Genomic DNA, 20,584 nt, shown 5'->3' on the forward strand with positions numbered 1-20,584 from the left:
ATGGGCCGGTGGCTTCAGCCGGCCAAAACGCACAACTCTCGGTTCAACGGATCTGCCCAGTGGCAGAATTACAAGGATCGTGCAGTATCCCCTACCGATCCAGCGGTTCCACTCCCCGTGTGACAAGCCTCACCTGCGAAAACAGTACGGAACGCAAGCACCTCTCAAAGGTTGTTGATCAGGCAACAACCGGCAGAGGGGCTGGAAATGATCAATCCACTCAGAACCGATCACATCTTTCAGCGGGCGCATGTGCTGGCGGAAAGCGGTACCCATGGCAGTCCGGCCATCATCATCGCCACATTGGTTGCCGAGGGCTATCCGGAGGCGACCGAACTGTTGAACTCCGACAATATCCGCGCCGACCTCAGCCGCGTCTGTGAAGCCGCCGCCAACGGGTGGCCAGCCGCACCCTGTCGCACGCTTCGCCATTGACGCGGCAGCGGAAGGTTTCTGTGGAATGGTGGGCGATGACGGGCTCGAACCGCCGACATCTTCGGTGTAAACGAAGCGCTCTACCAACTGAGCTAATCGCCCGCTCCGGGCCGGACCTTTAAGCGGTCGGGGTCGGCTTCGCAAGGCCAAATGAGCTGAGCATGCCCTGGTTGGAGGCTGGTTTTGCCAACAAAACGCCGGCTGTCAAAAAACCTTCTCCTGTTTGCCGTTATGCTGTCTTGCCGCGCTTGACACCCGGTGGCGAACCCCTTATCCAGCGCCCCAACGACGAACACGGCTGACACGTGCTCGTCAATGCGCGGGTGTAGCTCAGTTGGTTAGAGTGCCGGCCTGTCACGCCGGAGGTCGCGGGTTCGAGCCCCGTCACTCGCGCCATTTAACTATTTGATAGTTAAATGGTTTTCGCGCTAAGTAGGCTTCGGCCATGTCAGGGAATTTTCCCATATAAGCACCATGTAAGCAGCGGGAATGAAATGGCCCGCCGCCGCTGGGCCGGCAATTGCGGTGCCAACTCTTTCCTGCGACTATCGAGAGAGGTCCGACAAGGCACAAACGAAGGTCGCTAGAGAAAATGGATGTTCATCGGGCGGTGGCCGCTTGGTATCAGGGGCGTCTTGTCGATGAGGAACCAATCGTCGGCAAGTTTTTCATTGTTCTCCCTGGCGATCGTTATGAGCGACACTGGACCTCTCAAGCGGCCCACGTCCTGGTCGACTTCTATCTCGCACATTGGAAATGGATCATCGGGACATGCATGGCTTGGCCGCTCTGCTATTGACGTTCCTAAGATAAAAAGCCCGCCACCGTGAGGCGGCGGGCCAATGTCCGTAATGGTGACGGGATGTCAGTGCCGCCCCGTATGCTTGGGAATCGGCCCTACGGCGCCCCCGACGCCGACCGTTGAAAGCGAGTGAGCTTCTTGCGGCTCCAGTCTCGCAATAGCCGAACCGGCGACTGAGCCTGAACGATCGGAATGCAGATGTCTTCCATCTCGCCTATGGCGGCTTGCATAAGGGCCCCAATCTTGTCTTGGGCCGAGGGGTGTCCCCAAATTGCGGAATCAAACTCCATTCGCAAGTCCTGACCCTCTGTTCCAACTCTATCGCCCCTAATACTCTCGTACCTCACCGAAGCTGCAGCGGTGAACGTTCGCAGCGCCTCGTCGACCTTGTCGAACGGCTTAGCAGCTTGTGGTCCGAACAGAGCCTTCATCCGAAACTTGTAGGAGAAGAAGTCCTTCCAGAATTCCCTTTGCGCCTGCCATCGGGCAATCGGTACATAGTGCGAATCTCGAAGTCGCGCCTCTGATTCAGACTCGTTTTCTCGCTTCGGCCGGTCTGCAGATTCAATGGTTGGGTACGACATCGGCATCCGAAGTTCGCGTACCTTTTCTTCGCCTTCGTAAAAAAGAGCTATTACGTGCTGGCAGAGCTCGATGTCTCGGCGTCCCTTCATTTCGCTTTTCCAGGCCTTAAGGCCTGCGAAGGCAATGTATGTACCGCCTCCGGTGGCGATTATTGTCGCGATCGTCTGAATATTTGCCAGCAGTGTAGGTTCGTCAGCCATGCACAAGACGCACCATGAATCCCGCAAGCGGTCAACCTGAACGAATTCTTGCTTTCCAAATCCTTCCTGCGACTATCGGCAAGTCCATGCGGCATGGACGTGACATGGAGGGAGTGGTGGCTCTCGACGAATTTATCTCGGAAACGCTTCGGCAAATTCTTTCGGGAATAGCTAAAGTTCAGGAGACGGATCTCGGCAAGAATGTAAACGCTGCCTTTCCAGGTGGACTTGGCAGCAATCTGACTGTGCACACCGAGCTTGGCGCATTTGCCAGGGTGGATTTCGATGTCGCTGTGACGGCAGAGACATCAACAGGCGGCAAGGGATCGATAAAGGTTTGGGGCATGGGCGCCGAAGGCGGCAAGGACAGCCGTTCTCAGACGGTTAGTAGGGTCGTTTTGGCAGTGCCGTTGCGGTTGCCCGACGGAGATCAATCGAAGAAATTGGCGGCGGATAGGACCGAGGGCGAAAGCAAAGAGAGGGTTCGACAAGCGCAGGCGCGGCATTTAGAAGAACTCGGCAAACGGCTGGCATGACGGCTCGCCACCGTGAGGCCTGCGGCGAGATAAAAAAACGCCCACCACGTTTACGCAGCGAGCGCTAGTTCGGGAGGAGGTCGGGCGTCCCCTTTGCCCGTGAACAACGGTACGCTTCGCTTGGCTGGATAATAAGCTCGCTCCGGTTGAAGGTCTGCATATTCAAGCTGCGTGACTTTTCTGCCACAAGATAAATGGAAGCCCCCGCCACCGTGAGGGAGCCTGGAACGATTGCTGTGGGGTCGCGTTACCGCCACATGCTCAAGAACATCCCCTTCGCTGCCGTGCTTGCCCAAATCGCCGTGATATCGGCTCTCATTGCCCAGACGTTGCTTTCCACCCCTACCCAGGCTGCAAACGTGCAACCGGTCGTGAAAGCCGTTGTAGTTGTCACCGACAAGGAATGCACCACGGCCACCTGGCCCGATATCCCCCAACATTGCCTTGAACGGGTGGCGGCGAGAGTTCTGGCGCCTGCCAAATAAAATGGAAAAGCCCGCCACCTTGAGGCAGCGGAGAAAGGCCCGGAAGCCGAAGCCGCCGTCAAATTATTGCCAGTTCGAAAACCACGGACTGGTGTCATATCCTAAGCGCGGATTGTAATGATCCAGGAAGTTTGCGCCCCCATTTGACGGTCGCGCAACCACTGTGCCTGTCGATTTGCAATCGAGTTTCGAGGTCGGCTTTCTGCCAGCCTTCATATGAGCTGCAGAACACGAGGTTGCAGCCTGAGCGGTGGCCACCTTTTTCTTCTCTTTCGCAACAGCTGCTCCGGTGGCGGCCAATACCATTGCTACGCCAAAGACAACGAGTTTCATTGAAACGCCCTCACGCTGCACAACAATCCGAAATATTGCGCCTAGTTAACGTAACGTCAAACCACATTTTGCCCGGCGAACAGTGCCAGTAAATAGAGCCCGCCACCATGAGGCGGCGGGCTAGAGTGGAAAAGTTTTCCTCTCTCCCTCAGTAGTGGTCCGGCTGCTCTGCCATCTCCCCTGCGTCTTGCTCGCCGTCTTCGAACCACAGAGATGCGACCTTCATGCTCAATCGCTGGTCAATATGGTTCGTCCAGCCAAGCGATGGCTCGCTATCCTCCCATGTTTCGCCAAGCTGACCGCCTTGCGCCTCGTCGTTGATGTCGCCGCCATGCGAACGGTAGCCGTCGAACTTGACCTCGTGAATCCAACCGTCGCCCTCGGGAGGCTTCTCCACGAGGGTCGGCATCAAGGGCAGGACAAACTTCCAGAGCATGCACAGACTCACGGAACGCGATTCAAGGCGTGGCGCCTGATCTTAGTTCCGAAGTATTTTAGCAAAATTGAATATTCGAATGAACGGCCTATAATTTGCCAGTCGGCAAACCTACCCCGTTCGCCGTTTAGGGAGGAAGTTATGACAGACGTGATGCCTAGAAATCAGAACGCCGACCTCGTACGGCGCGGTTATGCGGCGTTCGAAGCAGGAGACATGGACACTCTCAAGCAAACGAACGACGTGTCCTGCACGTGGCATAGTCCGGGGAAGAGTTCGCTCGCCGGAGACTACAAGGGCCACGAACAGATTTTTGGCTACTTCGGCCGGATGGGCAGCGAAACTCACGGGACGTTTAAATCCCACCTTTTGCACGTAACGGAGAGCGAGGACGGATCAGTCGTCGCCGTCCATCGTGATACCGGGGAGCGGAACGGCAAACGGCTGGATGTACTCACTTGCATCGTCTACGAAATCAAGAACGGCAAGGTGATAGACGGCCGGGAATTTATCCACGACCTCTACGCCTGGGACACATTTTGGGGTTAAGCCTAGTGTCGGGCGGCGCCGAGTTTAGCCGGCGCCTATCAAGCAGCGTGCGCAGATCGGCAAAGTCGTCGACCAAAGAATCCTTGGTGTAAGGCACGCCGGCGCGCGGCCGGCCGCCTTTCGGTCCCGGTGCGCATCGCAGCGGCGGTAAGCACCTTTGCGCTTGCCGTGAAGGCATCCTATTCTGGATGGTAGTAGCCGCTCGTGGGCATAGAATGTCGGTACTGCCTTTCCTAAGAATCTACGCCCCGCTCAACGCGGTGCTGGCTGCGCCTGGGCTTCTGGCGGTGGCAGCGCTCACGACACCGAACATGTCCGGACGAAGCAGACTGGCTCTGGCTGCCCTGCTCGCTGTCATTTGGAGCGCCTATCTTCTGCAGATGGCCGCGACGCTGCTCAAGCGCCGGGCTGGAGACGTACGGAACAGGACGCCGGCAATCGCCATTGATGTGCTCGCGGTTTTGGTTCCACTCGCCGCATTTCTGCTCGTCCGCACGCCCGACCGGAGCCTCTACTGTGCTGTCTGGCTGCTGAAACCGCTGCGCGACTCGACTTTCTTCCCGGTGCTGGGCAGGGTGCTGGCCAACGAAGCGCGCAACCTGATCGGCGTCACCACGCTCTTCGGCGTCGTTCTGTTCGGTGTCGCGCTTGCGGCCTATGTCATTGAGCGCGACATCCAACCGGAAGAGTTCGGCAGCATCCCCCAGGCAATGTGGTGGGCGGTGGTCACGCTGTCCACCACCGGCTATGGCGATGCTATTCCGCAAAGCTTCGCCGGCCGTGTCCTCGCCGGGGTGGTCATGATGAGTGGCATCGGCATCTTCGCGCTGTGGGCCGGCATTCTTGCCACGGGCTTCTATCAAGAAGTCCGTCGCGGGGAATTCGTCCGTAATTGGCAATTGGTCGCGGCCGTACCGTTGTTTCAGAAGCTCGGCCCGGCCGTACTAGTTGAGATCGTGCGCGCGCTAAGACCTCGCACCGTGCCGGCAGGCGCCGTGATCTGCCGCAATGGCGAGCCCGGTGATCAGATGTTCTTCGTCGTGGAGGGGCGCGTTAGCGTCGCGACGCCGAACCCGGTGGAGCTTGGCCCTGGCGCCTTCTTCGGCGAGATGGCGCTGATCAGCGGCGAACCGCGTTCGGCGACCGTCAGCGCCGCAACGGCGGTCTCGCTCCTATCGCTGCACGCGGCGGATTTCCAGATGCTGTGCAGCAGCAGCCCCGAGATCGCGGAAATCATCCGCAAGACCGCGCTCGAGCGGCGCGGCGCGGCACCGATGGCTTGACCGTACTGTCAGCAAGCTGCATGGGGAGCATCGAGGACCGATGAAATCAGGCGTAGAAGAGCAACCTCGCCCGCCCACATCGATTCCTGGCAAGCCGCAGACGCAGAATCGGCGGCTACGGCGCAGAAATACTGTTGATTGGCGGCTTCGCGCCTCAAAGCAGACTCTGTTACCAGTCCGGAGGCCGGTTATGGCCAGTAGGGACTTTAGCTGGCCAACGTGGAAAACGTGCTTCAAAACATTAGTTGCATTTAAAACCAAATGCCCGCCGGCTTTTACTGCTTCGCACGGCTCGTGCTCTCACGCCCACTAGCGCGCGTTCTTGCCGGTGGTACCGCCGATAGACGTAATTGCGCAGTTGCTAATATGCCGATAGATTAATCAGTGCGGCAGGAACAACCCACCAAGAGTGGGCCGGTACGCTGCATGACCTTGGCAATTGGCGTTGGAGATCTGGTGGCGGTCACGGCCACGGTCCGCAGGCGGATTGATGACGAGCGCGTCAGCGTGTCAGTCGCGAACTATGATTGCCAGCAATCGATACGGAGCTATGACTTTGCGCTTTCGATCCGTACCAAGGTGCAGCGGGGAGATCAGATCGAGCTTGCTGGCGAGGTCACCCGGATCGATGGCGAGACGGTGACAATCGACCTGGGGCCGCTGGTGACGGTCGAAATCGATACGGTCAGGCTTATCGAGAGATCCCGCAGCGTAAGGCGATGAACCGCGTTTGCCTGGCAGCACTATTCGTAATGGCGGCTCTCTCTGCTCACGCCGATGTGCGCTGGAGCATGATGGCGGCGTGCGAGTGGGCAGTCCGGATGACAGTCAGGATCAAGTCGGGAGTCCTATACGCCGAAGACGATTTCGCCGCGCGTACCGCAAGGATTGAGTACGCGACCCCAGACGACCACGGCACATTTGTCCATCATTCGGCCCAGTGCCTCTTTTAGCATCGCCGCTTGAGTGGGATGAGCATCGACGACGATGTTGAGGGACACATCATCATTGATTGACCCGCTGCCGGCGCAGCGAGCCGCGCATCGACTAGCAAGGCGGTCGCGCGAGAATGGTCTCCGCCTTAAATTAGCAATCGCTAAGCACTGGTGCGATAACGCCATCGTTGAAGGGATTCCCATTTAGCTGAATCCGATCTAGAATCTTGGGCATGGAAGCGATCTTTGACGACCTTTCCCACGCCCTGAGAGAGCCCCGCACCGATGTCTGGGGTTCCGTCCGCGCCTTCGCCCTCGATCTAGCCTGCAAGCTCGCTGGCGGCCTCGCCATCGGCCTTGGCATCGCGATTGGATACGCTTTGGCCGGCTAAACTTTACGGCGGGCTGGATATGTAGGGGTGACCTCCTGCCAGACGATGCGCCACGAGGCAAGACTCGGCCATCAGGGAACGATTTCGCCACCCAGGTGTTAGAAACGGATGGACACCATGGAACCCCACGGCCACGGGATGGCGGCCGATATTTTAACGTCGGAAGTTGCCAATGCCAGGCAGCGCATCATTCGGGCCGAGATCGCACTCGAACGCACAGCAGAAATGCTGGCCGAGAATGTGGGCCTGTGCGGCAAGATGCGGTGTCTGGTCGAGGCCGCAGACCACTTGGTGAGGATTGATCCCCCCAGTTGAACACCCAGTCCGGCGGCGGCCTCGGGCCTTTGTTTGGCCGATCTCATTCCGCCGCCAGAAGACCGCCGACGAAGTTTGACCAGCAGGATCGCCAGGCCGGCGTCACACCGGTATCGCCCGAGCCCACGCACCGTGTTCTCGTCGGGACCTGCATAGGCCCTGCGATTGTCCCCGCGCTTCGATCCGCTTCGCTGCAGCAGGTGGCTAGCAAACGGCGATGAAGCTGATCGAAATTCAATTTCTTTTGCGTAGCGCCCTGCCCCGCCTGGCCAGAAAAGCCCGCATAGTTCGGCGCCTAATATGACGAATAGACGCGCACAACGGCACGATTTGGGCCGGAAGCGGAAGGTCGGCTTCTAGGTGTCGATGGGCAAAAGCGGGCGCTCGCATATCTTACTTTGGCCGAACCGGTGAAGTTAGCAGGCTGTTGAGAAAGGATCTCGCCACAGATCTGCAACGATGATCCATTGTCTGCAAAGGGATTCTTAAACAGCCCGCTAGGGCGCGCGTGCCCGACCCTGCGGGTCTGAACCCTTCTGCCGCTCAGCCGCAATGAGCATCTCGACGAAAGTGGTTACCTTAGGCGGGCGGAACCGTGCGGCGGGATAGACTGTATAGATTCCCCCTGAGGGAAGCCGCCATTCGGGCAACACGTGGACGAGCCGCCCCGTGGCGAGGTCGTCGCTCACCAGGAAATCCGGCAGAACCGACAGGCCACCGCCAGTGCGGACGGCCAACAGCACTGCCGGTGTGGCATTGATCGAGATTGTTGCCTGCATATGCACGGCGTGATGTTCGAGGTCGCCACGCGAAAATTGCCACAGCAGCGGCTCACGCAGCGCCGTGTTGGCGACGAAGGGCAGCCGGGCAAGACCTTCTGGTTCGGTAGCCGTCATCTGCCCAGCGAAGCCCGCGCCGCATACCAAGAGTTGCCGGAAGGTACCGATCCGTCGCGCCTGGAGGCTGGAATCGGCAAGCCAGCCGACGCGGATCGCTACGTCCATCCTGCCGGAAACAAGGTCGATCATCTCGTCACCAAGTGCCAATTCCACGCGACAGGCGGGGTAGCGCGCGCTGAAGGCGGTCACCACCGGGACGACCGCACACGTGCCGTAGTCGTTCGGTGCTGCGATCCGCAGGGTGCCAGCCGGCTCGGCGGCGGCCTGCTCAAGCTCGCCAAAGGCATCCTCCGCCTCGCGCAGGATCATCAGGCAACGGGCATGCAATGCCCAGCCCGCCTCTGTCGGTTGGACCCGCCGCGTTGTGCGGATCAGCAGCGTCGTTCCCACATCGCGCTCCAGCCGCGCTACCTGCTGGCTCACAACCGCCTTGGTGATGCCCAGCCGCTCGGCGGCCCGCGTGAAGGAGCCGGCATCGACGACCGCCGCGAAGTAGGCCAGTCGGTTGAGATTCATGCATAGCCCATAGCAGCTCGGCTCCCACCTTATTGTATGTAAGCAGCATACATTATGTCTGTTTTGTTGGTCTTATCAATCGATCCGCGCGTGACATATTTTCGCCCATCGAAACGTTCGCTCGCGTTACCCCCGACCAACACAGGGCCTTGAGATGACAACCACACTGATCCCCTGCGTAGTTCTTGCCCTGTCGGTTCTGCTGACCGGAGTGGCCACTCCCGGCTTTGCCCAGAACGTGCAATATGGCGCTCCTATCAGCATCGAGCAGGCCAAGCAGGCGGCACAAGCCGCCACGACGGAGATGCGCAAGCGCAATCTCGACATGACCATTGCGATCGTCGATTCCGGGAGCAACCTTGTCTATCTGGAACGCGCCTATCAGGCCGGCATCGGCACGATCGAAGCGGCGATCGGAAAGGCCAAGGCCGCCAACGGAATCAAGTCACCGACCAAGGCCATCCAGGATCTGATCGTCACGCAAAACCAGATCCGTTTGCTTGGGGTGCCGGGCGCCTTTCCGGTCGAAGGCGGCGTGCCTCTGATCGTCGACAACAAGGTCGTCGGAGCGATCGGCGCCAGCGGCGGCATGCTGCCGGATGACGGCGCGGTTGTTAATGCCGGAGCAAAAGGCCTGCTCCCCTAGAGGGCCAATGTGCCATCCGACCAAAGGCTTCCCGAGCTCGGCGGGAACACGAACCATCACACCTGAACTCGCGTGCTTAACCAACACCAAGGAGACATCCATGTTTACCAGGAGAACCATCATGAAAACGACCCTCGCCGCCGGTGTCGCTGCCGTCTTTGCTCCCGCAGGGCTTGGCCATGCTGCCGCAGGACTTTCCTGGAAACATTTTCCCGCCGGGGAAAATGGCTTCTTCCGAGCCCCCGTACTGGTCTCAGGGGCCACTGAAGCCGTGCTGATCGACGGCGGCTTCACATTCCCCGATGGCAAGGCCCTGGCCGACGCGATCAAGGCGACGGGCAAGAAGCTCACCACCATCTATGTCAGCCAGTCCGACCCGGACTATTACTTCGGCCTCAAGCCGATCAAGGACGCTTTCCCCGATGCACGTGTGATCGCCGCCTCCGAGACGGTGGCCGCCATCAAAGCCAGTGTCGACAAGAAGCTCGCCGTATGGGGGCCGCAGCTCAAGGAGAACGGTCCGCAGACGCTCGCCGATGTCGTCATCCCGGAGGTCTTCGACGACAAGACGCTCACCATCGACGGCGAGACCATTGAGATTGTCAGTGCCGAAGGCCTCGCCAACCGGCGCTATCTGTTCGTGCCGTCGCTGAACGCGGTGTTCGGCGGCGTGATGATCTTTGCGGGCGTGCATGTCTGGACCGCCGACACGCCGACCAAGGAACTGCGCGCGGCATGGATTGCCAATCTCGAGAAGATCCCGGCCCGCAAGCCGGCGATCGTCGTTGCCGGCCACATGACGCCGCAGTCCCCTACCGACCTCTCGGGCGTCGAGCACACCAAGGCCTATCTCATTGCTTTCGAGGAAGAGCTGGCCAAGGCCAAGGACGCGGCCGCGCTCAAGAGCGCCATGGAATCCCGCTTCCCCGGCCTCGGCATGGGGGTCGCGCTCGACATCGGCTCCAAGGTTGCCACCGGCGAAATGAAGTGGGGCTGAGATGGGCGCCAATCTCGATCTGATCCGCGCCACCTATGAAGGAGCGTCGGAGGACAACGGCCGCAACCTGCTGGCCGCTCTCGCCCCCGATGCACGGTGGACCGAAGCCGAAGGTTTCCCATACGCCGGGACCTATGTCGGCGCGGAAGCTATCATCGCCGGCGTCTTCCGGCGCCTGGCCACGGAATGGATCGGCTACCGTGCCGACGTTCACACCTATCTCGAAGACGGCGACCGTGTCGCCGCCTTCGGAGTTTACTCCGGCACCTACAAGGCGACGGGCAAGTCGATGCACGCCGCCTTTGCCCATCTCTACGAGGTGAGAGGTGGCAAGATCGCGCGCATGACGCAGTACGTCGACACATTCCTGGTCCAGCAGGCGCTAACCCGGACGCTTGAAGTGGCTGCTCCCACTACTGCAAAGTTCGAGACCTCTGGCTCGGATCTGGCGCAAGCGATTGCGCCAGATCCGAGCGGTGGTAACCTAGCCGCGCCTGTTTAGGAGGCATCGTTGCCCAAAAGCAGTGTATTTTATGTCGTTGGCGCAACCCGCGGGACCGGCTTGCAGATTGCCACCCAGTTGCTGCAACGGGGAGACCCTGTGCGTGTCGTCGCTCGCGACCCCGACAAGGCGCGGCAGCTTTTGGGCGATCGGGCACAAGTGGTCGGCGGCGACGTGACGGTTCCGAGTTCGCTTCTTGCGGCCCTGGACGCCGATTGCCGTGCCATCTTCTTTGCGGCCGACATTACCGGCGGCATTGGCGGGCGATCGTTTTTTGGTTCCGTGAGCAAGAATCGGGATGTGACCTATCAGGGCCTCGTCAACGTCGTCGAGGCGGCACGCAAGAACGGATTCAGCGGGCGCATCGTCCTGCTGTCAGGAATGGGAGCTGATCGACCCTCGCTGGCAGGCGCGATACTCAACACCCTCAAGGGAAACCTGCAGAAAAACCAGTTGGATCGCGAGCAATATCTGAAAACTTGCGGTCTCGAGTACACGATATGCAGAGGTGCCATCCTGACTGATGAACCGGGTGGGCGGCAACGCATCCGGGTTACGGCGCCGACCCACGGACTTGATTTCCGATACAAGATTGCACGGGCTGACTTCGCACGCGTCCTGATCGTCGCCTCGGAACTGGCGGCCGCCCCGGGAAAGGTTTGTGACGTATTCGGAGAGCCGGGCGGCGCCAGCGATGAACGGGAAATAGCTACACAGTTCGACGGGATATGCTGATCAGCCGGCTTGTGCCGCTGCGGACAATGGTGAGGCCCAGCGAGGGCGGCAAGGTCCATACCGGACCACACGGCAACAGCGCTGCGCTCGGCCCGTTGCCGGTCTCGCCTTCAAGCCTCGATTCGGTGGCAGCCAAGCCGGCCCGCTATCAGAGCCTGCTACATCGCGCGTCGATTTATGTGCTGGTCAATCATCTCAAGTCGCGCGGCATCGAGATCAATCGGGTGCGGGAACTGGATCCCCTGCCGCCGGGGGCGCGCGAGCCGTTGTTCGAATGGATCGACGATTGTGCGAACGCGCTTGTCGAGGCGATCATCGCCATCACCTCCGTCATCGACATCGAAGCGATCGTTCTCGACAGCATCCTGCCGCGGCCGATCCATCTCGAACTGCTGGCAAGGGTGCAGACGCAGTTCGCCATCGGCATCGTCGCGCCGGAAATCGTCTCTGGACAATTCGGCTCCGAGGCTTCGCCGATCGGCGCTGCCATGTTGCCGTTCTCGGCACTGCTGGCCCCCGACAGCGGCGTGCTGATGATCGGCAAGGATAGGACGAAGTTAATGAGCAGCCTTTTGGCGTTGGCTGGCTGAAGCTGATGAGGCCGAAGTGCTGGGTAGCGTCAGCGATACCCTTGGTTTCCAACGTCAAACCCTATGGCGAGTAGGGTTTTGGTCTAGCGGTCAGGCCACTTTCACCACCGGAGATCGGCACCGCCCATAACTGACCTTCACGGCAATTCCTCCTCGCACATCTTGGAAAGATAGCACTGCGGAATGCCTATGTCCGTGAGGTCACGGGTTCGCCTCTCTGTTGCGAGCGAGAGGCACAGCTTGATCCCGAAGCGAAGGCAGAGGGTCATCAACGAGGCGTAGTGCCTCTGTGCGGTCTCGGTCGCGCTTTCGCATGTGATCCGGCTTATTCGCTTGTTGCCGATCCTGTGAAAGACCAGCTCCCCTCGACGTTGCTTTGCTGAACAGTCGACGCTCAGTGCTCCGATCGGGTCTGCAAGTCTTCTCGGTTCGGAAGAATTTCGTGGTCTGCAAAAAGGTGATATCAAGAGTCCGTGCTGGGCGCTATCCGAGAGAACACATCTGGCTAGACTTTCTGGTGGAACGCGTGATCGGAGCCATGCGCGTGCGCACGCGATTTGAGGTGAGGCGGAGGACTTATGGGACTTGTGACGCTGAATCATTTCGCCAGCTGTGTCGGCAGTGCGTTCGACATCGACATGGGGCAGAGCTCGATGGCGCTGACGCTGTCGGAGGCCAGACCACTGCCGGAGACCGGCTTTCCCGGCATGAAGCGATCGCCCTTTTCCCTGATGTTTCGAAGCGGCTCGCCGATCGTGCTGCCGCAAAAGCTCTACAAGTTGAAGAATGCGACCTTGGGCAGCCTCGAAATATTCCTCGTCCCTGTCGCCAAGGACAAGGAAGGCATCGTTTATCAGGCGATCTTCAACTGAGCGCTTCGGCCGGGGTTGGATATAGGAGCCGAGCAGGCGGAAGGCGCTCAGGCCGTAGACCACTGCATCCCGATATGGGTATCGCTGGACTCGACTTGCCGAAACTGAAGGCGGTGGTAGAGCGCCTGAGCGCGGACGTTGCGCCGCTCGACATGTAGGAAGACGCTCGATGCTGCGTGGCATTGCGCCTGAAATTGAATTGCCTTCAGCAGTGCGATCCCTCGGCCGCGATCGCGCCATTGCGGCAGGAAACCTATATCGATAATATGCCAACGCTGTGCGGTGGTATCGACATAGAGTCTGCCGATCGGCTCACCCTTGGTCTGAAGGATCAGGAAATCGGCGTGTGAAAACACGCTGATATAGTGGCGATGCTGATGATTGAATTGCCCGTCGATGAACGCCCGCTTCATCTCCTGCAGCCAAGGCACCGGTTCCATTTCCTCCATGCGGAATGACCAGTAAAGCCGGCGCAGAAACGGAATGTCCGTGAGCGTCGCGCGGCGGGATGCGCCACGTGAAAAATTCAACCGTGAGTTTTCGCCGGCTGGAAATGCCGGCAACCCTTCTGCTTCGATGGGTATCATCAACCGAAGGACGGATAGACCCCCACCATCGCTATACTGTAATTCAGCGCGAGATAAGGCTGACGATTCTCATGCGGCTGACTGCTCCCGGTGGAGCCGAGCATGGTTGGCGGGAATTGAGCGTTCGGCTGCGCATTGGCCACAAAAGGACTGGTGCTTCCCGGCGGGCTCAATGAGTTGCCGGCAGAAGGCGAGCCCGATTTCTTGGCCAGATCCGGCTGATTGTATATTGTGAACTGATGCATGTGCGCCGGCATTTGCGCCACCGTCAGCGTCTCGCTGCTTGCACCAAACGTCTCACCGATGAAGCGACTTGAGAGACCCGGACCCTGGCCCTGATTGCAGCCGGCACGGTTGGCAAAATTGGGCAGCTGAAAGGTGGTGGTGCCATTTCCGCCAAAGTTGACGCCAAGCAACGAGAACAGCGCCGAATACTGCTGGATCGGAACAACGGCGCCATTGCAGGACGCCCACCCGTTGGGAGCAAAGTTGAAGCCGAAGACCTGTATCTCACCGAGGAAGGGTTCAGTCATTGGAGTGTCCTTGCGATCTGGATGGCGAACCGGTTTCCATAAAAATCCCGAGCGCAGGGCTCAGCCCTGCGATGGGTAAATTCCCGCCCAGGCAATGCAGAACTGCACTGTCAGCGTCGGCATCGTGTTTTCGTGAGCCGTGTTCCCGCCGACAGTCTGCGTCGATTGTGGAGCGGTGATATAAGGCGTCGCGCCGGCAATGTCGGTCACATACATGGTGTCGTTTGAGACGGCAGCAAGTTCGACCGTCGTGTTGACCGATTTGCCATCGGCGCTCGCCGGGGTCGCGGTCATCGAATGGTTGTGCTGCGGCATCTGCTGAGGGAGCAATGTGACGTTCTCGCTGCCGGCCGCCTGGCCCAGGACATAGCTCGAAAGGCCCGGCCCGGTGCCCTGATGGATGGGCACACGACTGGAAAGACTGGGCACGGCGAACGTAGACTGGCCATCGCCGCCATAGGTGGTGCCGATCAGTGTAAACAACACCTCATATTCCGAGATGGGATACAGCCTCCCGTCGCAGGCGAACCAACCATTCGGCACGCGCGAAAAACCGAACATGCGGATCTCTCCGACAAATGGCGTGCTCATCGATGGACCTCCTCCGGGCAGTGATTTGGCGTGCAGTGGTCTGGGTGGTGGCTGGCGGCGTCAACTGCGTGACGGAAAAATCCCGCTCATCGCGATGTTGTAGTTGATGGTCTCGTAAGGCTGTATGTTCGGGTGCGGCTGGTTGCCGCCGACATAGGTGACGGTGGGAGCCGCCAAGGGAACCACGCGGCCATTCGGCGCGGTATAGATGGCGTTTGTGGTGGTGCCATAGAGCGCACTGCTGGGATTGCGCACCGCACCCGCTGCCGTGGTCGCGTTACCCACATGGTTGTGGGCAGGCAGTTGCTGAGAAAGCAGCGTGACGTTTTCAACGCCGCCCGTTTCACCCCACTGATAGGGGGACGGGTTCCAGTTCGGATCAGCGGATGGGCCAAATCCGACCGGGGTGCGGCTCTGCAGATTGGGTAGGCCAAAGGTCGTGGTGCCATTGCCACCGTAAGTGGTGCCGAGCAGCGAAAACAGCGCCTGGTTCTGAGCGATGGCGATTATCGAGCCGTTGCAAAGGGCGAAGCCCTTTGGCGCGAACCCGAACCCCGTCATCATGATCTGGCCGAGAAAAACTTCCGCCATTAGACTCCCCTAATATTCGACAGGTAGTTCGTTGAATTCATCATTGCTCATAAACCATGGATTCTGCAAGTGGAGTCTTCTACCTGAGGTAGACATGGTGAAGACTGTATGATTTACTTGATTTCGAATCCAAAGAAGGTGATCGTACCCGGATTCTTAGACAGCTTAAAGATTTGATTGGTCGATATTTTTCGCTTCGGCACTAAAGCGTATCGATTGGCGGCATGGGGGCGTGCATTGAGTCGGACTGTAAAGTATTGCGCCGGGGGTTCGGACGCGCTTGCCAGCAGGTTCCTGCTATGGGTTGCGATGCTCGCATTTGTTGGCATGACTGCCTTGGCGCCATCCCGGGCGCAGGCCGCGCCATCCGTAGGCTGCCCCGCCCCGATAACGTTTACCGTGGCATCTGGCGGATCCCACCAGATCGACGCGTCATCATGCGATCCTTTCGGAACAAACCCGCAGAGCCAAGTGGTGCAGCCCGCACACGGCACCGTCACCATCGACAACCCGTCTGCCGGGCTCCTGACCTATGTCAACAATGGCGACGGCGCCCTGTCGGACAGCTTCACCTTTGAAGATGCCTCCGCAGGCGTCGTCACGGTCAATGTGACAGTCTCCCCTGCCAGCTCGCCCATCACCGTCACCCCCGCAAGCCTGGCGACGCCGGCAGTCGGCACTTTCTACGACCAGACACTTTCCTCTGCCGGTGGCGTGGCGCCGTATACCTTTACGCCGGGCGGCGGCAGCTTGCCGCCGGGTCTTAGCCTTGCGTCCAACGGCAGGATTTCCGGCACGCCAACGGGCTCGGGCCCTTACAATTACACCGTGCACGTGACGGATTCGACGCCGACGACGCCTTTGACGGCCGATAAAAGCTACAGCTTCAATATCCCCGGACCCACCTTGGTTGTTTCTCCAACCAGCCCGCCTGCCGGCGCCGTGGGCCTCGCCTACAGCCAGCAATTCAGCACGAGCGGCGGCACCGCGCCCTACACCTACAGTCTCGATAGTGGCAGCCTGCCGGGCGGGCTGACATTGTCCCCAAGCGGCCTGCTTTCCGGAACGCCGTCGGCCCAGGGCAGCTTTACATTCACGATGAAGTCGCAAGACAGCACCACGATCTCGACCGGCGGCCAATGGTTCGTTGCTCCGAGCATCACGGTCGTCATTGCCGCCGCCCCGACCGTCGTCGTTGCCCCAACGAGCCTTCCTGGTGGCGCGACTGTCGGTTCCGCCTACAGCACGACCATCACCGCCAGCGGCGCAGTATCCCCCTATACTTTCACCATCAGCGCGGGTGCGCTTCCCGCCGGAATGACGCTGTCGACGGCGGGCGTGCTTTCCGGCACGCCGACCGCCGGCGGAACGTTCAATTTCACGGTCGAGGCTACCGACAGCAGCGGGACGCCCCAAAGCGGCACCCGCGCCTACGCCCTGACGGTTGCCGCGCCGACCATCACCTTACCTGCGACGGCACTTGGAAACGGTACCGTGGGCACGGCTTATTCGGACGCGCTCAATGCTGCGACCGGCGGCACCGCGCCCTATACATATGCATTAACGGCTGGAGTCCTCCCGCCAGGCGTATCGCTGTCCGGCGCGGGTGCGTTGTCAGGAACGCCGACCGCAGAGGGAACCTACAACTTCTCTGTCACCGCGACAGACAGCAGCACGGGGACCGGCCCCTATTCGAGTGCGCCCCGCGCCTACAGCATTCAGATCGTCAACATTCCGCCGGTCGCCAACGCAGTGTCGGCCACGGTCGCCTACAACAGCAGCGCCAATCCGATCACGCTCAACATCACCGCCGGCACCCCGACATCGGTTGCGGTCGCCACTCCGGCTGCCCACGGCACGGCGATAGCCAGCGGCACATCGATAAGCTACACGCCTACTGCCGGTTACGCCGGCCCCGACTCGTTCACCTACACGGCGACGAATACAGCCGGAACGTCCGCACCAGCGACAGTCACCGTCACGGTCAGCAATCCGACGATCACAGTCGTTGCATCCGGGACTTTGACCGCGCAGGTTGGCGTGGCCTACACACAGACCTTCACCGCATCTGGTGGCGCTGCGCCGTACACGCTGTCGGTGAGCGGCTTGCCGGCAGGTCTTTCCGCAACGGGGACGACAGCTAACAGTGTGATCGTCTCCGGGACACCGACCGCGGGGGGCAGTTTCGGCCTCAGTGTCACGGGGTCAGACAGCAGCACCGGAAATGGCCCATTCCCGATTTCACAACCCTTCACGCTCACCGTCAGTGCGCCAACGCTTTCTCTTACGCCCGCCGCAGGAACCCTTATCGCGACCTATGGCACGGCGTACAGCCAGCAGTTCTCGGCGTCTGGCGGCACAGCGCCCTACAACTACATCGTCAGCGCCGGGGGGATTCCGGCAGGACTCTCCCTCGATCCTGCGACCGGGCTGCTCTCGGGAACACCCGCTGCGACCGGCCTGTTCACCTTCTCGGTGCGGGCAGCGGATAGCAGCACCGGTGCTGGCGCACCGTTCGCCAGAACGCAAAACTACGTCCTGCAGGTCGGCGCGCCCTCCATCGCGGTTGCTCCGGCAACGCTGCCGAATGCGACGGCGGCTTCGGCCTATTCGGCCACCGTCACCGCATCCGGAGGTGTTGCGCCATACAGTTTCTCGTTGTCGGCCGGTACGCTGCCGCCCGGCCTGTCGCTCAACGCGGCCGGCACCTTGTCGGGCACACCGACGGAATCCGGCACGTTCTCGGTCACGGTCCAGGCGACAGATGCGCATGGCCAGACAGGTACGCACCCATACACCCTGATGATTGGCGTGCCCAGCCTGACCCTGGCGCCTGCCAGCCTGCCAGGCGGCACGGCCGGATCCGCCTACAGCCAGGCGCTGTCGGCAAGCGGCGGCACCGCCCCCTACACCTATGCGGTGACCGCGGGCGTGCTGCCGGCAGGAATGACCCTTGCGGCCGGCACGCTCTCGGGCATGCCGACCGTTGCCGGAACCTTCAACTTCACCGTAACGGCGACAGACAGCACGACGGGCACCGCGGCGAACGGGTCTGTGGCCTACTCTCTGGTGATCGCCACGCCGACCATAGCGCTGGCACCAGCCAGCCTCCCTGCAGGCCAGTACGGCGTTGCCTACAGCCAGACGCTTACGGCCAGCGGAGGCACCAGCCCTTACAGCTACACGGTGACCACGGGAACGCTGCCGGCCGGGATAACGCTGTCTTCGACAGGTACGCTTTCGGGCACCCCGACGGTTGTCGGCTCGTTCAACGTTACCGTCACGGCGACAGACAATCTCGGTTTCACCGGCACGGCGAGCTATACACTGGTGATCGGCAACAACCCACCGGTCGCCAATGCGGATACGGCCGAGACGCTTGACGGGCAGGCCGTGACCATCAACGTCACGGACAACGATACCGGCGACATCACCTCCATAGCGATCTCGACCGCACCGGCACACGGCACCGCGACAGTCAGCGGCACCGCAATCGTCTACACGCCCGGAGCGTCGTTCACCGGACAGGATACGCTGCAGTACACGGCGACCGGGCCGGGTGGAACATCGGCAGCATCGGTCACGATCGAGGTCAGGCCTCGTCCTGTTCCTGCCGCGCAGCACGTCACGACAGTGTCGGGCAAGGCAGTGGTGGTTGACCTGACCAAGGATGCGGCCGGCGGTCCGTTTACCAGTGCGACCCTGGTTTCGGTGCCTCCCCCTTCGTCAGGCACGACATCGCTGAGCGGGTACCAGCTCACCTTTACACCGACGGCAACTTACCAGGGCACGGCCACGGTGACCTTCACCTTGAGCAATGCCTATGCAACATCGGCGGTGACGGTGATCACCATCGAGGTCGTGGAGCGTCCAGATCCGACGCTGGACAGCGAGGTCATGGGCATCCTCAACGCAGAGACCGCCGCAACGCGCCGTTTCGCCACCTCGCAGATCGGCAACTTCCAGCAGCGCCTGGAAGGCCTGCATGACAGCGACAATGGCCAGGAACCCACGGATGGTCTGGCCTTCGTCCAGGGCATCGTGCTCTCCTTCGACAGCACCTGCGGCGAAGCCGAGCAAGCGGCAAAAGGACCAGACTGCGGTCGCAGCAAGGCTTCCGACCCGGACTGGCCGTTTAAATCGTCCCTCGACGACACGACCACATCGGGCACTCCCGGCGGCTTCGGCACCGGCAGCTTCGGCCACAGCAAAGTGACCATCTGGACCGGCGGCTCGATCAATATCGGCGAGCATGACGGCGACGACGGCTACAAGTTCGAGACCACGGGCCTCAGCGCCGGCGTCGACTATCGCTTCAGCCGCGCGTTCGCAATCGGTCTGGGCATGGGTTACGGCCGCGATGTCAGCGACATTGGTGACAATGGCAGCCGCAGCACCGGCAAGGCCTACACGGCGGGACTCTATGCCACCTATCATCCTGGCCAGGACTACTTCATCGACGGTCTGGTCGGATATCAGTGGCTGTCATTCGACTCGCAGCGTTATCTGACATCCGGTGGCGGCTTTGCCACCGGCGAGCGGGACGGTGGCCAGTTTTTGGCCTCGGTGTCAGCCGGCAAGAAGTTCGAGATCGAACAGTGGCAGATTTCGCCCTATGCGCGCCTCGACGTGGCACGGGCGACGCTGGATGCCTTCACCGAAAGTGGCGATCCGTCGTCGGCCCTGCACTATGGCGAGCAGGATATCAGCACCACCACCGGCAATCTCGGCCTGACGCTCAACTACAAGTTCGCCACCGACTTTGGCCTGGTTTCGCCGCAATTGAGACTGGAGTACCAGCACGACTTCCAGGGCGACAGCTCCATAACCATGAATTATGCGGACTTGTTCGGCGGACCTTTCTATCACACCAGCATTGATGGCATGGGGAAGGACCGTTTCGTGCTCGGCCTTGGAGTGAATGTGCAGACGGTCCAGGACTTTGCCGTACGGCTGGAATATCGCGGCCTGCTCGGCAGCGATGGCGACACCGACAACGGGTTCCTGGTCAATCTGGGCAAGACGTTCTGATCCCAAGCTCTGGCTGAAAACTGTCGCGCGCCTGTTTCGCCTTCGCGGCATCGCCGGCCACGAAGGCATCGCGGGGCTGCCGGAGTGACGGTCAACCATATGCCGCCCGGCGGTCTTTAGCGCGTGGGTCGCACCTACGGCGCGGGCTTGCCCGGATATTCGAAATACCGGCCAGACGACAGCCGATCCGAATTCAGATCAACTGACA

Annotated in this window: 22 protein-coding genes, 2 tRNA genes and 1 pseudogene; 16 read left to right on the top strand and 9 right to left on the bottom strand. The window is 60.5% G+C overall.

Annotated features, from left to right (window positions below; genetic code table 11):
* Positions 1-207 precede the first annotated feature (207 nt).
* The gene (locus AC1D10_RS21700; protein WP_477275417.1) at positions 208-435 is read left to right on the top strand and encodes a hypothetical protein; all 228 of its coding nucleotides are present in this window, start codon (positions 208-210) and stop codon (positions 433-435) included.
* 26 nt (positions 436-461) lie between these two features.
* Here the strand turns inward: AC1D10_RS21700 and AC1D10_RS21705 are convergent.
* Positions 462-537 (bottom strand) — tRNA-Val (locus AC1D10_RS21705).
* 217 nt (positions 538-754) lie between these two features.
* On the opposite strand from AC1D10_RS21705, the gene AC1D10_RS21710 reads away from it, so the two are divergent.
* Positions 755-831, top strand: a tRNA-Asp gene (locus AC1D10_RS21710).
* Between the two features lie 501 nt (positions 832-1,332).
* Here AC1D10_RS21710 and AC1D10_RS21715 read toward each other — a convergent pair.
* A complete protein-coding gene (locus AC1D10_RS21715; protein WP_477275419.1) occupies positions 1,333-2,022 on the bottom strand; it encodes a hypothetical protein in 690 nt (229 codons plus the stop codon).
* Positions 2,023-2,036: 14 nt separating this feature from the next.
* Here AC1D10_RS21715 and AC1D10_RS21720 point away from each other — a divergent pair, with 14 nt between their 5' ends.
* Positions 2,037-2,558: a trypco2 family protein gene (locus tag AC1D10_RS21720; RefSeq protein WP_477275421.1), complete on the top strand. Its 522-nt coding sequence runs from the start codon at positions 2,037-2,039 to the stop codon at positions 2,556-2,558.
* A gap of 257 nt (positions 2,559-2,815) precedes the next feature.
* Positions 2,816-3,043 carry a hypothetical protein gene (locus AC1D10_RS21725; RefSeq protein ID WP_477275423.1) on the top strand — a complete coding sequence of 76 codons (228 nt, stop codon included), beginning with the start codon at positions 2,816-2,818 and terminating at the stop codon, positions 3,041-3,043.
* A gap of 63 nt (positions 3,044-3,106) precedes the next feature.
* Here AC1D10_RS21725 and AC1D10_RS21730 read toward each other — a convergent pair whose 3' ends face one another.
* Positions 3,107-3,376 carry a hypothetical protein gene (locus AC1D10_RS21730; protein ID WP_477275425.1) on the bottom strand — a complete coding sequence of 90 codons (270 nt, stop codon included), beginning with the start codon at positions 3,374-3,376 and terminating at the stop codon, positions 3,107-3,109.
* Positions 3,377-3,710: 334 nt separating this feature from the next.
* A pseudogene (locus tag AC1D10_RS21735) lies at positions 3,711-3,812 on the bottom strand (ATP-dependent DNA ligase); the annotation flags it as partial.
* 141 nt (positions 3,813-3,953) lie between these two features.
* On the opposite strand from AC1D10_RS21735, the gene AC1D10_RS21740 reads away from it, so the two are divergent.
* From AC1D10_RS21740 to AC1D10_RS21760, 5 genes are all read left to right on the top strand, one after another.
* A complete protein-coding gene (locus tag AC1D10_RS21740; protein WP_477275427.1) occupies positions 3,954-4,361 on the top strand; it encodes a nuclear transport factor 2 family protein in 408 nt (135 codons plus the stop codon).
* Between the two features lie 215 nt (positions 4,362-4,576).
* Positions 4,577-5,644 (top strand): cyclic nucleotide-gated potassium channel, encoded by a 1,068-nt coding sequence (locus AC1D10_RS21745; RefSeq protein ID WP_477275429.1) that lies wholly within the window; start codon positions 4,577-4,579, stop codon positions 5,642-5,644.
* A gap of 426 nt (positions 5,645-6,070) precedes the next feature.
* On the top strand, positions 6,071-6,367 hold the full coding sequence (locus AC1D10_RS21750; protein WP_477275431.1) for a hypothetical protein: 297 nt from the start codon (positions 6,071-6,073) through the stop codon (positions 6,365-6,367).
* A 445-nt stretch (positions 6,368-6,812) separates the two neighbouring features.
* Entirely contained in the window at positions 6,813-6,971 is a 159-nt protein-coding gene (locus AC1D10_RS21755) for a hypothetical protein (RefSeq protein WP_477275433.1), read from the top strand.
* Between the two features lie 108 nt (positions 6,972-7,079).
* Positions 7,080-7,286 carry a hypothetical protein gene (locus AC1D10_RS21760; protein ID WP_477275435.1) on the top strand — a complete coding sequence of 69 codons (207 nt, stop codon included), beginning with the start codon at positions 7,080-7,082 and terminating at the stop codon, positions 7,284-7,286.
* Between the two features lie 497 nt (positions 7,287-7,783).
* On the opposite strand, the gene AC1D10_RS21765 is transcribed toward AC1D10_RS21760, so the two are convergent.
* Complete coding sequence (locus tag AC1D10_RS21765; protein WP_477275437.1) at positions 7,784-8,701, bottom strand: LysR family transcriptional regulator; 918 nt, start codon at positions 8,699-8,701, stop codon at positions 7,784-7,786.
* A 154-nt stretch (positions 8,702-8,855) separates the two neighbouring features.
* Between AC1D10_RS21765 and AC1D10_RS21770 the strand changes: the two genes are divergently transcribed.
* The 6 genes from AC1D10_RS21770 to AC1D10_RS21795 all read left to right on the top strand — a co-directional run bounded on the left by AC1D10_RS21770 (position 8,856) and on the right by AC1D10_RS21795 (position 13,043).
* Positions 8,856-9,347, top strand: coding sequence for a GlcG/HbpS family heme-binding protein (locus tag AC1D10_RS21770; RefSeq protein ID WP_477275439.1), 492 nt, complete (start codon positions 8,856-8,858; stop codon positions 9,345-9,347).
* Positions 9,348-9,447: 100 nt separating this feature from the next.
* On the top strand, positions 9,448-10,344 hold the full coding sequence (locus tag AC1D10_RS21775; protein ID WP_477275441.1) for an MBL fold metallo-hydrolase: 897 nt from the start codon (positions 9,448-9,450) through the stop codon (positions 10,342-10,344).
* Position 10,345: 1 nt separating this feature from the next.
* On the top strand, positions 10,346-10,846 hold the full coding sequence (locus tag AC1D10_RS21780; RefSeq protein ID WP_477275443.1) for a nuclear transport factor 2 family protein: 501 nt from the start codon (positions 10,346-10,348) through the stop codon (positions 10,844-10,846).
* Positions 10,847-10,855: 9 nt separating this feature from the next.
* Positions 10,856-11,581 (top strand): NAD(P)H-binding protein, encoded by a 726-nt coding sequence (locus tag AC1D10_RS21785; RefSeq protein ID WP_477275445.1) that lies wholly within the window; start codon positions 10,856-10,858, stop codon positions 11,579-11,581.
* Complete coding sequence (locus tag AC1D10_RS21790; RefSeq protein WP_477275447.1) at positions 11,575-12,171, top strand: hypothetical protein; 597 nt, start codon at positions 11,575-11,577, stop codon at positions 12,169-12,171. The genes AC1D10_RS21785 and AC1D10_RS21790 overlap by 7 nt, the downstream gene beginning before the upstream one ends.
* Before the next feature lie 578 nt (positions 12,172-12,749).
* Positions 12,750-13,043 (top strand): DUF6916 family protein, encoded by a 294-nt coding sequence (locus tag AC1D10_RS21795; protein WP_477275449.1) that lies wholly within the window; start codon positions 12,750-12,752, stop codon positions 13,041-13,043.
* A gap of 47 nt (positions 13,044-13,090) precedes the next feature.
* On the opposite strand, the gene AC1D10_RS21800 is transcribed toward AC1D10_RS21795, so the two are convergent.
* The 4 genes from AC1D10_RS21800 to AC1D10_RS21815 all read right to left on the bottom strand — a co-directional run bounded on the left by AC1D10_RS21800 (position 13,091) and on the right by AC1D10_RS21815 (position 15,345).
* Positions 13,091-13,630: a GNAT family N-acetyltransferase gene (locus tag AC1D10_RS21800; RefSeq protein ID WP_477275451.1), complete on the bottom strand. Its 540-nt coding sequence runs from the start codon at positions 13,628-13,630 to the stop codon at positions 13,091-13,093.
* Complete coding sequence (locus tag AC1D10_RS21805; RefSeq protein WP_477275453.1) at positions 13,630-14,163, bottom strand: phage tail protein; 534 nt, start codon at positions 14,161-14,163, stop codon at positions 13,630-13,632. Before AC1D10_RS21805 ends, AC1D10_RS21800 begins: the two co-directional genes overlap by 1 nt.
* 60 nt (positions 14,164-14,223) lie before the next feature.
* Positions 14,224-14,724, bottom strand: coding sequence for a phage tail protein (locus AC1D10_RS21810; protein WP_477275456.1), 501 nt, complete (start codon positions 14,722-14,724; stop codon positions 14,224-14,226).
* A 90-nt stretch (positions 14,725-14,814) separates the two neighbouring features.
* On the bottom strand, positions 14,815-15,345 hold the full coding sequence (locus tag AC1D10_RS21815) for a phage tail protein (RefSeq protein ID WP_477275458.1): 531 nt from the start codon (positions 15,343-15,345) through the stop codon (positions 14,815-14,817).
* A gap of 471 nt (positions 15,346-15,816) precedes the next feature.
* On the opposite strand from AC1D10_RS21815, the gene AC1D10_RS21820 reads away from it, so the two are divergent.
* Positions 15,817-20,376 carry a putative Ig domain-containing protein gene (locus AC1D10_RS21820; RefSeq protein ID WP_477275460.1) on the top strand — a complete coding sequence of 1,520 codons (4,560 nt, stop codon included), beginning with the start codon at positions 15,817-15,819 and terminating at the stop codon, positions 20,374-20,376.
* Positions 20,377-20,584 lie beyond the last annotated feature (208 nt).

Source organism: Mesorhizobium sp. P2_A8 (genome assembly GCF_056404935.1).

What these genes read in the sequence shown, in the direction of transcription:
- AC1D10_RS21700 (WP_477275417.1), top strand. Translation starts at nt 208, where the DNA reads ATGATCAATCCACTCAGAACCGATCACATCTTTCAGCGGGCGCATGTG.
- AC1D10_RS21715 (WP_477275419.1), bottom strand. Translation starts at nt 2,022, where the DNA reads ATGGCTGACGAACCTACACTGCTGGCAAATATTCAGACGATCGCGACA.
- AC1D10_RS21720 (WP_477275421.1), top strand. Translation starts at nt 2,037, where the DNA reads ATGAATCCCGCAAGCGGTCAACCTGAACGAATTCTTGCTTTCCAAATC.
- AC1D10_RS21725 (WP_477275423.1), top strand. Translation starts at nt 2,816, where the DNA reads ATGCTCAAGAACATCCCCTTCGCTGCCGTGCTTGCCCAAATCGCCGTG.
- AC1D10_RS21730 (WP_477275425.1), bottom strand. Translation starts at nt 3,376, where the DNA reads ATGAAACTCGTTGTCTTTGGCGTAGCAATGGTATTGGCCGCCACCGGA.
- AC1D10_RS21740 (WP_477275427.1), top strand. Translation starts at nt 3,954, where the DNA reads ATGACAGACGTGATGCCTAGAAATCAGAACGCCGACCTCGTACGGCGC.
- AC1D10_RS21745 (WP_477275429.1), top strand. Translation starts at nt 4,577, where the DNA reads ATGTCGGTACTGCCTTTCCTAAGAATCTACGCCCCGCTCAACGCGGTG.
- AC1D10_RS21750 (WP_477275431.1), top strand. Translation starts at nt 6,071, where the DNA reads ATGACCTTGGCAATTGGCGTTGGAGATCTGGTGGCGGTCACGGCCACG.
- AC1D10_RS21755 (WP_477275433.1), top strand. Translation starts at nt 6,813, where the DNA reads ATGGAAGCGATCTTTGACGACCTTTCCCACGCCCTGAGAGAGCCCCGC.
- AC1D10_RS21760 (WP_477275435.1), top strand. Translation starts at nt 7,080, where the DNA reads ATGGACACCATGGAACCCCACGGCCACGGGATGGCGGCCGATATTTTA.
- AC1D10_RS21765 (WP_477275437.1), bottom strand. Translation starts at nt 8,701, where the DNA reads ATGAATCTCAACCGACTGGCCTACTTCGCGGCGGTCGTCGATGCCGGC.
- AC1D10_RS21770 (WP_477275439.1), top strand. Translation starts at nt 8,856, where the DNA reads ATGACAACCACACTGATCCCCTGCGTAGTTCTTGCCCTGTCGGTTCTG.
- AC1D10_RS21775 (WP_477275441.1), top strand. Translation starts at nt 9,448, where the DNA reads ATGTTTACCAGGAGAACCATCATGAAAACGACCCTCGCCGCCGGTGTC.
- AC1D10_RS21780 (WP_477275443.1), top strand. Translation starts at nt 10,346, where the DNA reads ATGGGCGCCAATCTCGATCTGATCCGCGCCACCTATGAAGGAGCGTCG.
- AC1D10_RS21790 (WP_477275447.1), top strand. Translation starts at nt 11,575, where the DNA reads ATGCTGATCAGCCGGCTTGTGCCGCTGCGGACAATGGTGAGGCCCAGC.
- AC1D10_RS21795 (WP_477275449.1), top strand. Translation starts at nt 12,750, where the DNA reads ATGGGACTTGTGACGCTGAATCATTTCGCCAGCTGTGTCGGCAGTGCG.
- AC1D10_RS21800 (WP_477275451.1), bottom strand. Translation starts at nt 13,630, where the DNA reads ATGATACCCATCGAAGCAGAAGGGTTGCCGGCATTTCCAGCCGGCGAA.
- AC1D10_RS21805 (WP_477275453.1), bottom strand. Translation starts at nt 14,163, where the DNA reads ATGACTGAACCCTTCCTCGGTGAGATACAGGTCTTCGGCTTCAACTTT.
- AC1D10_RS21810 (WP_477275456.1), bottom strand. Translation starts at nt 14,724, where the DNA reads ATGTTCGGTTTTTCGCGCGTGCCGAATGGTTGGTTCGCCTGCGACGGG.
- AC1D10_RS21815 (WP_477275458.1), bottom strand. Translation starts at nt 15,345, where the DNA reads ATGGCGGAAGTTTTTCTCGGCCAGATCATGATGACGGGGTTCGGGTTC.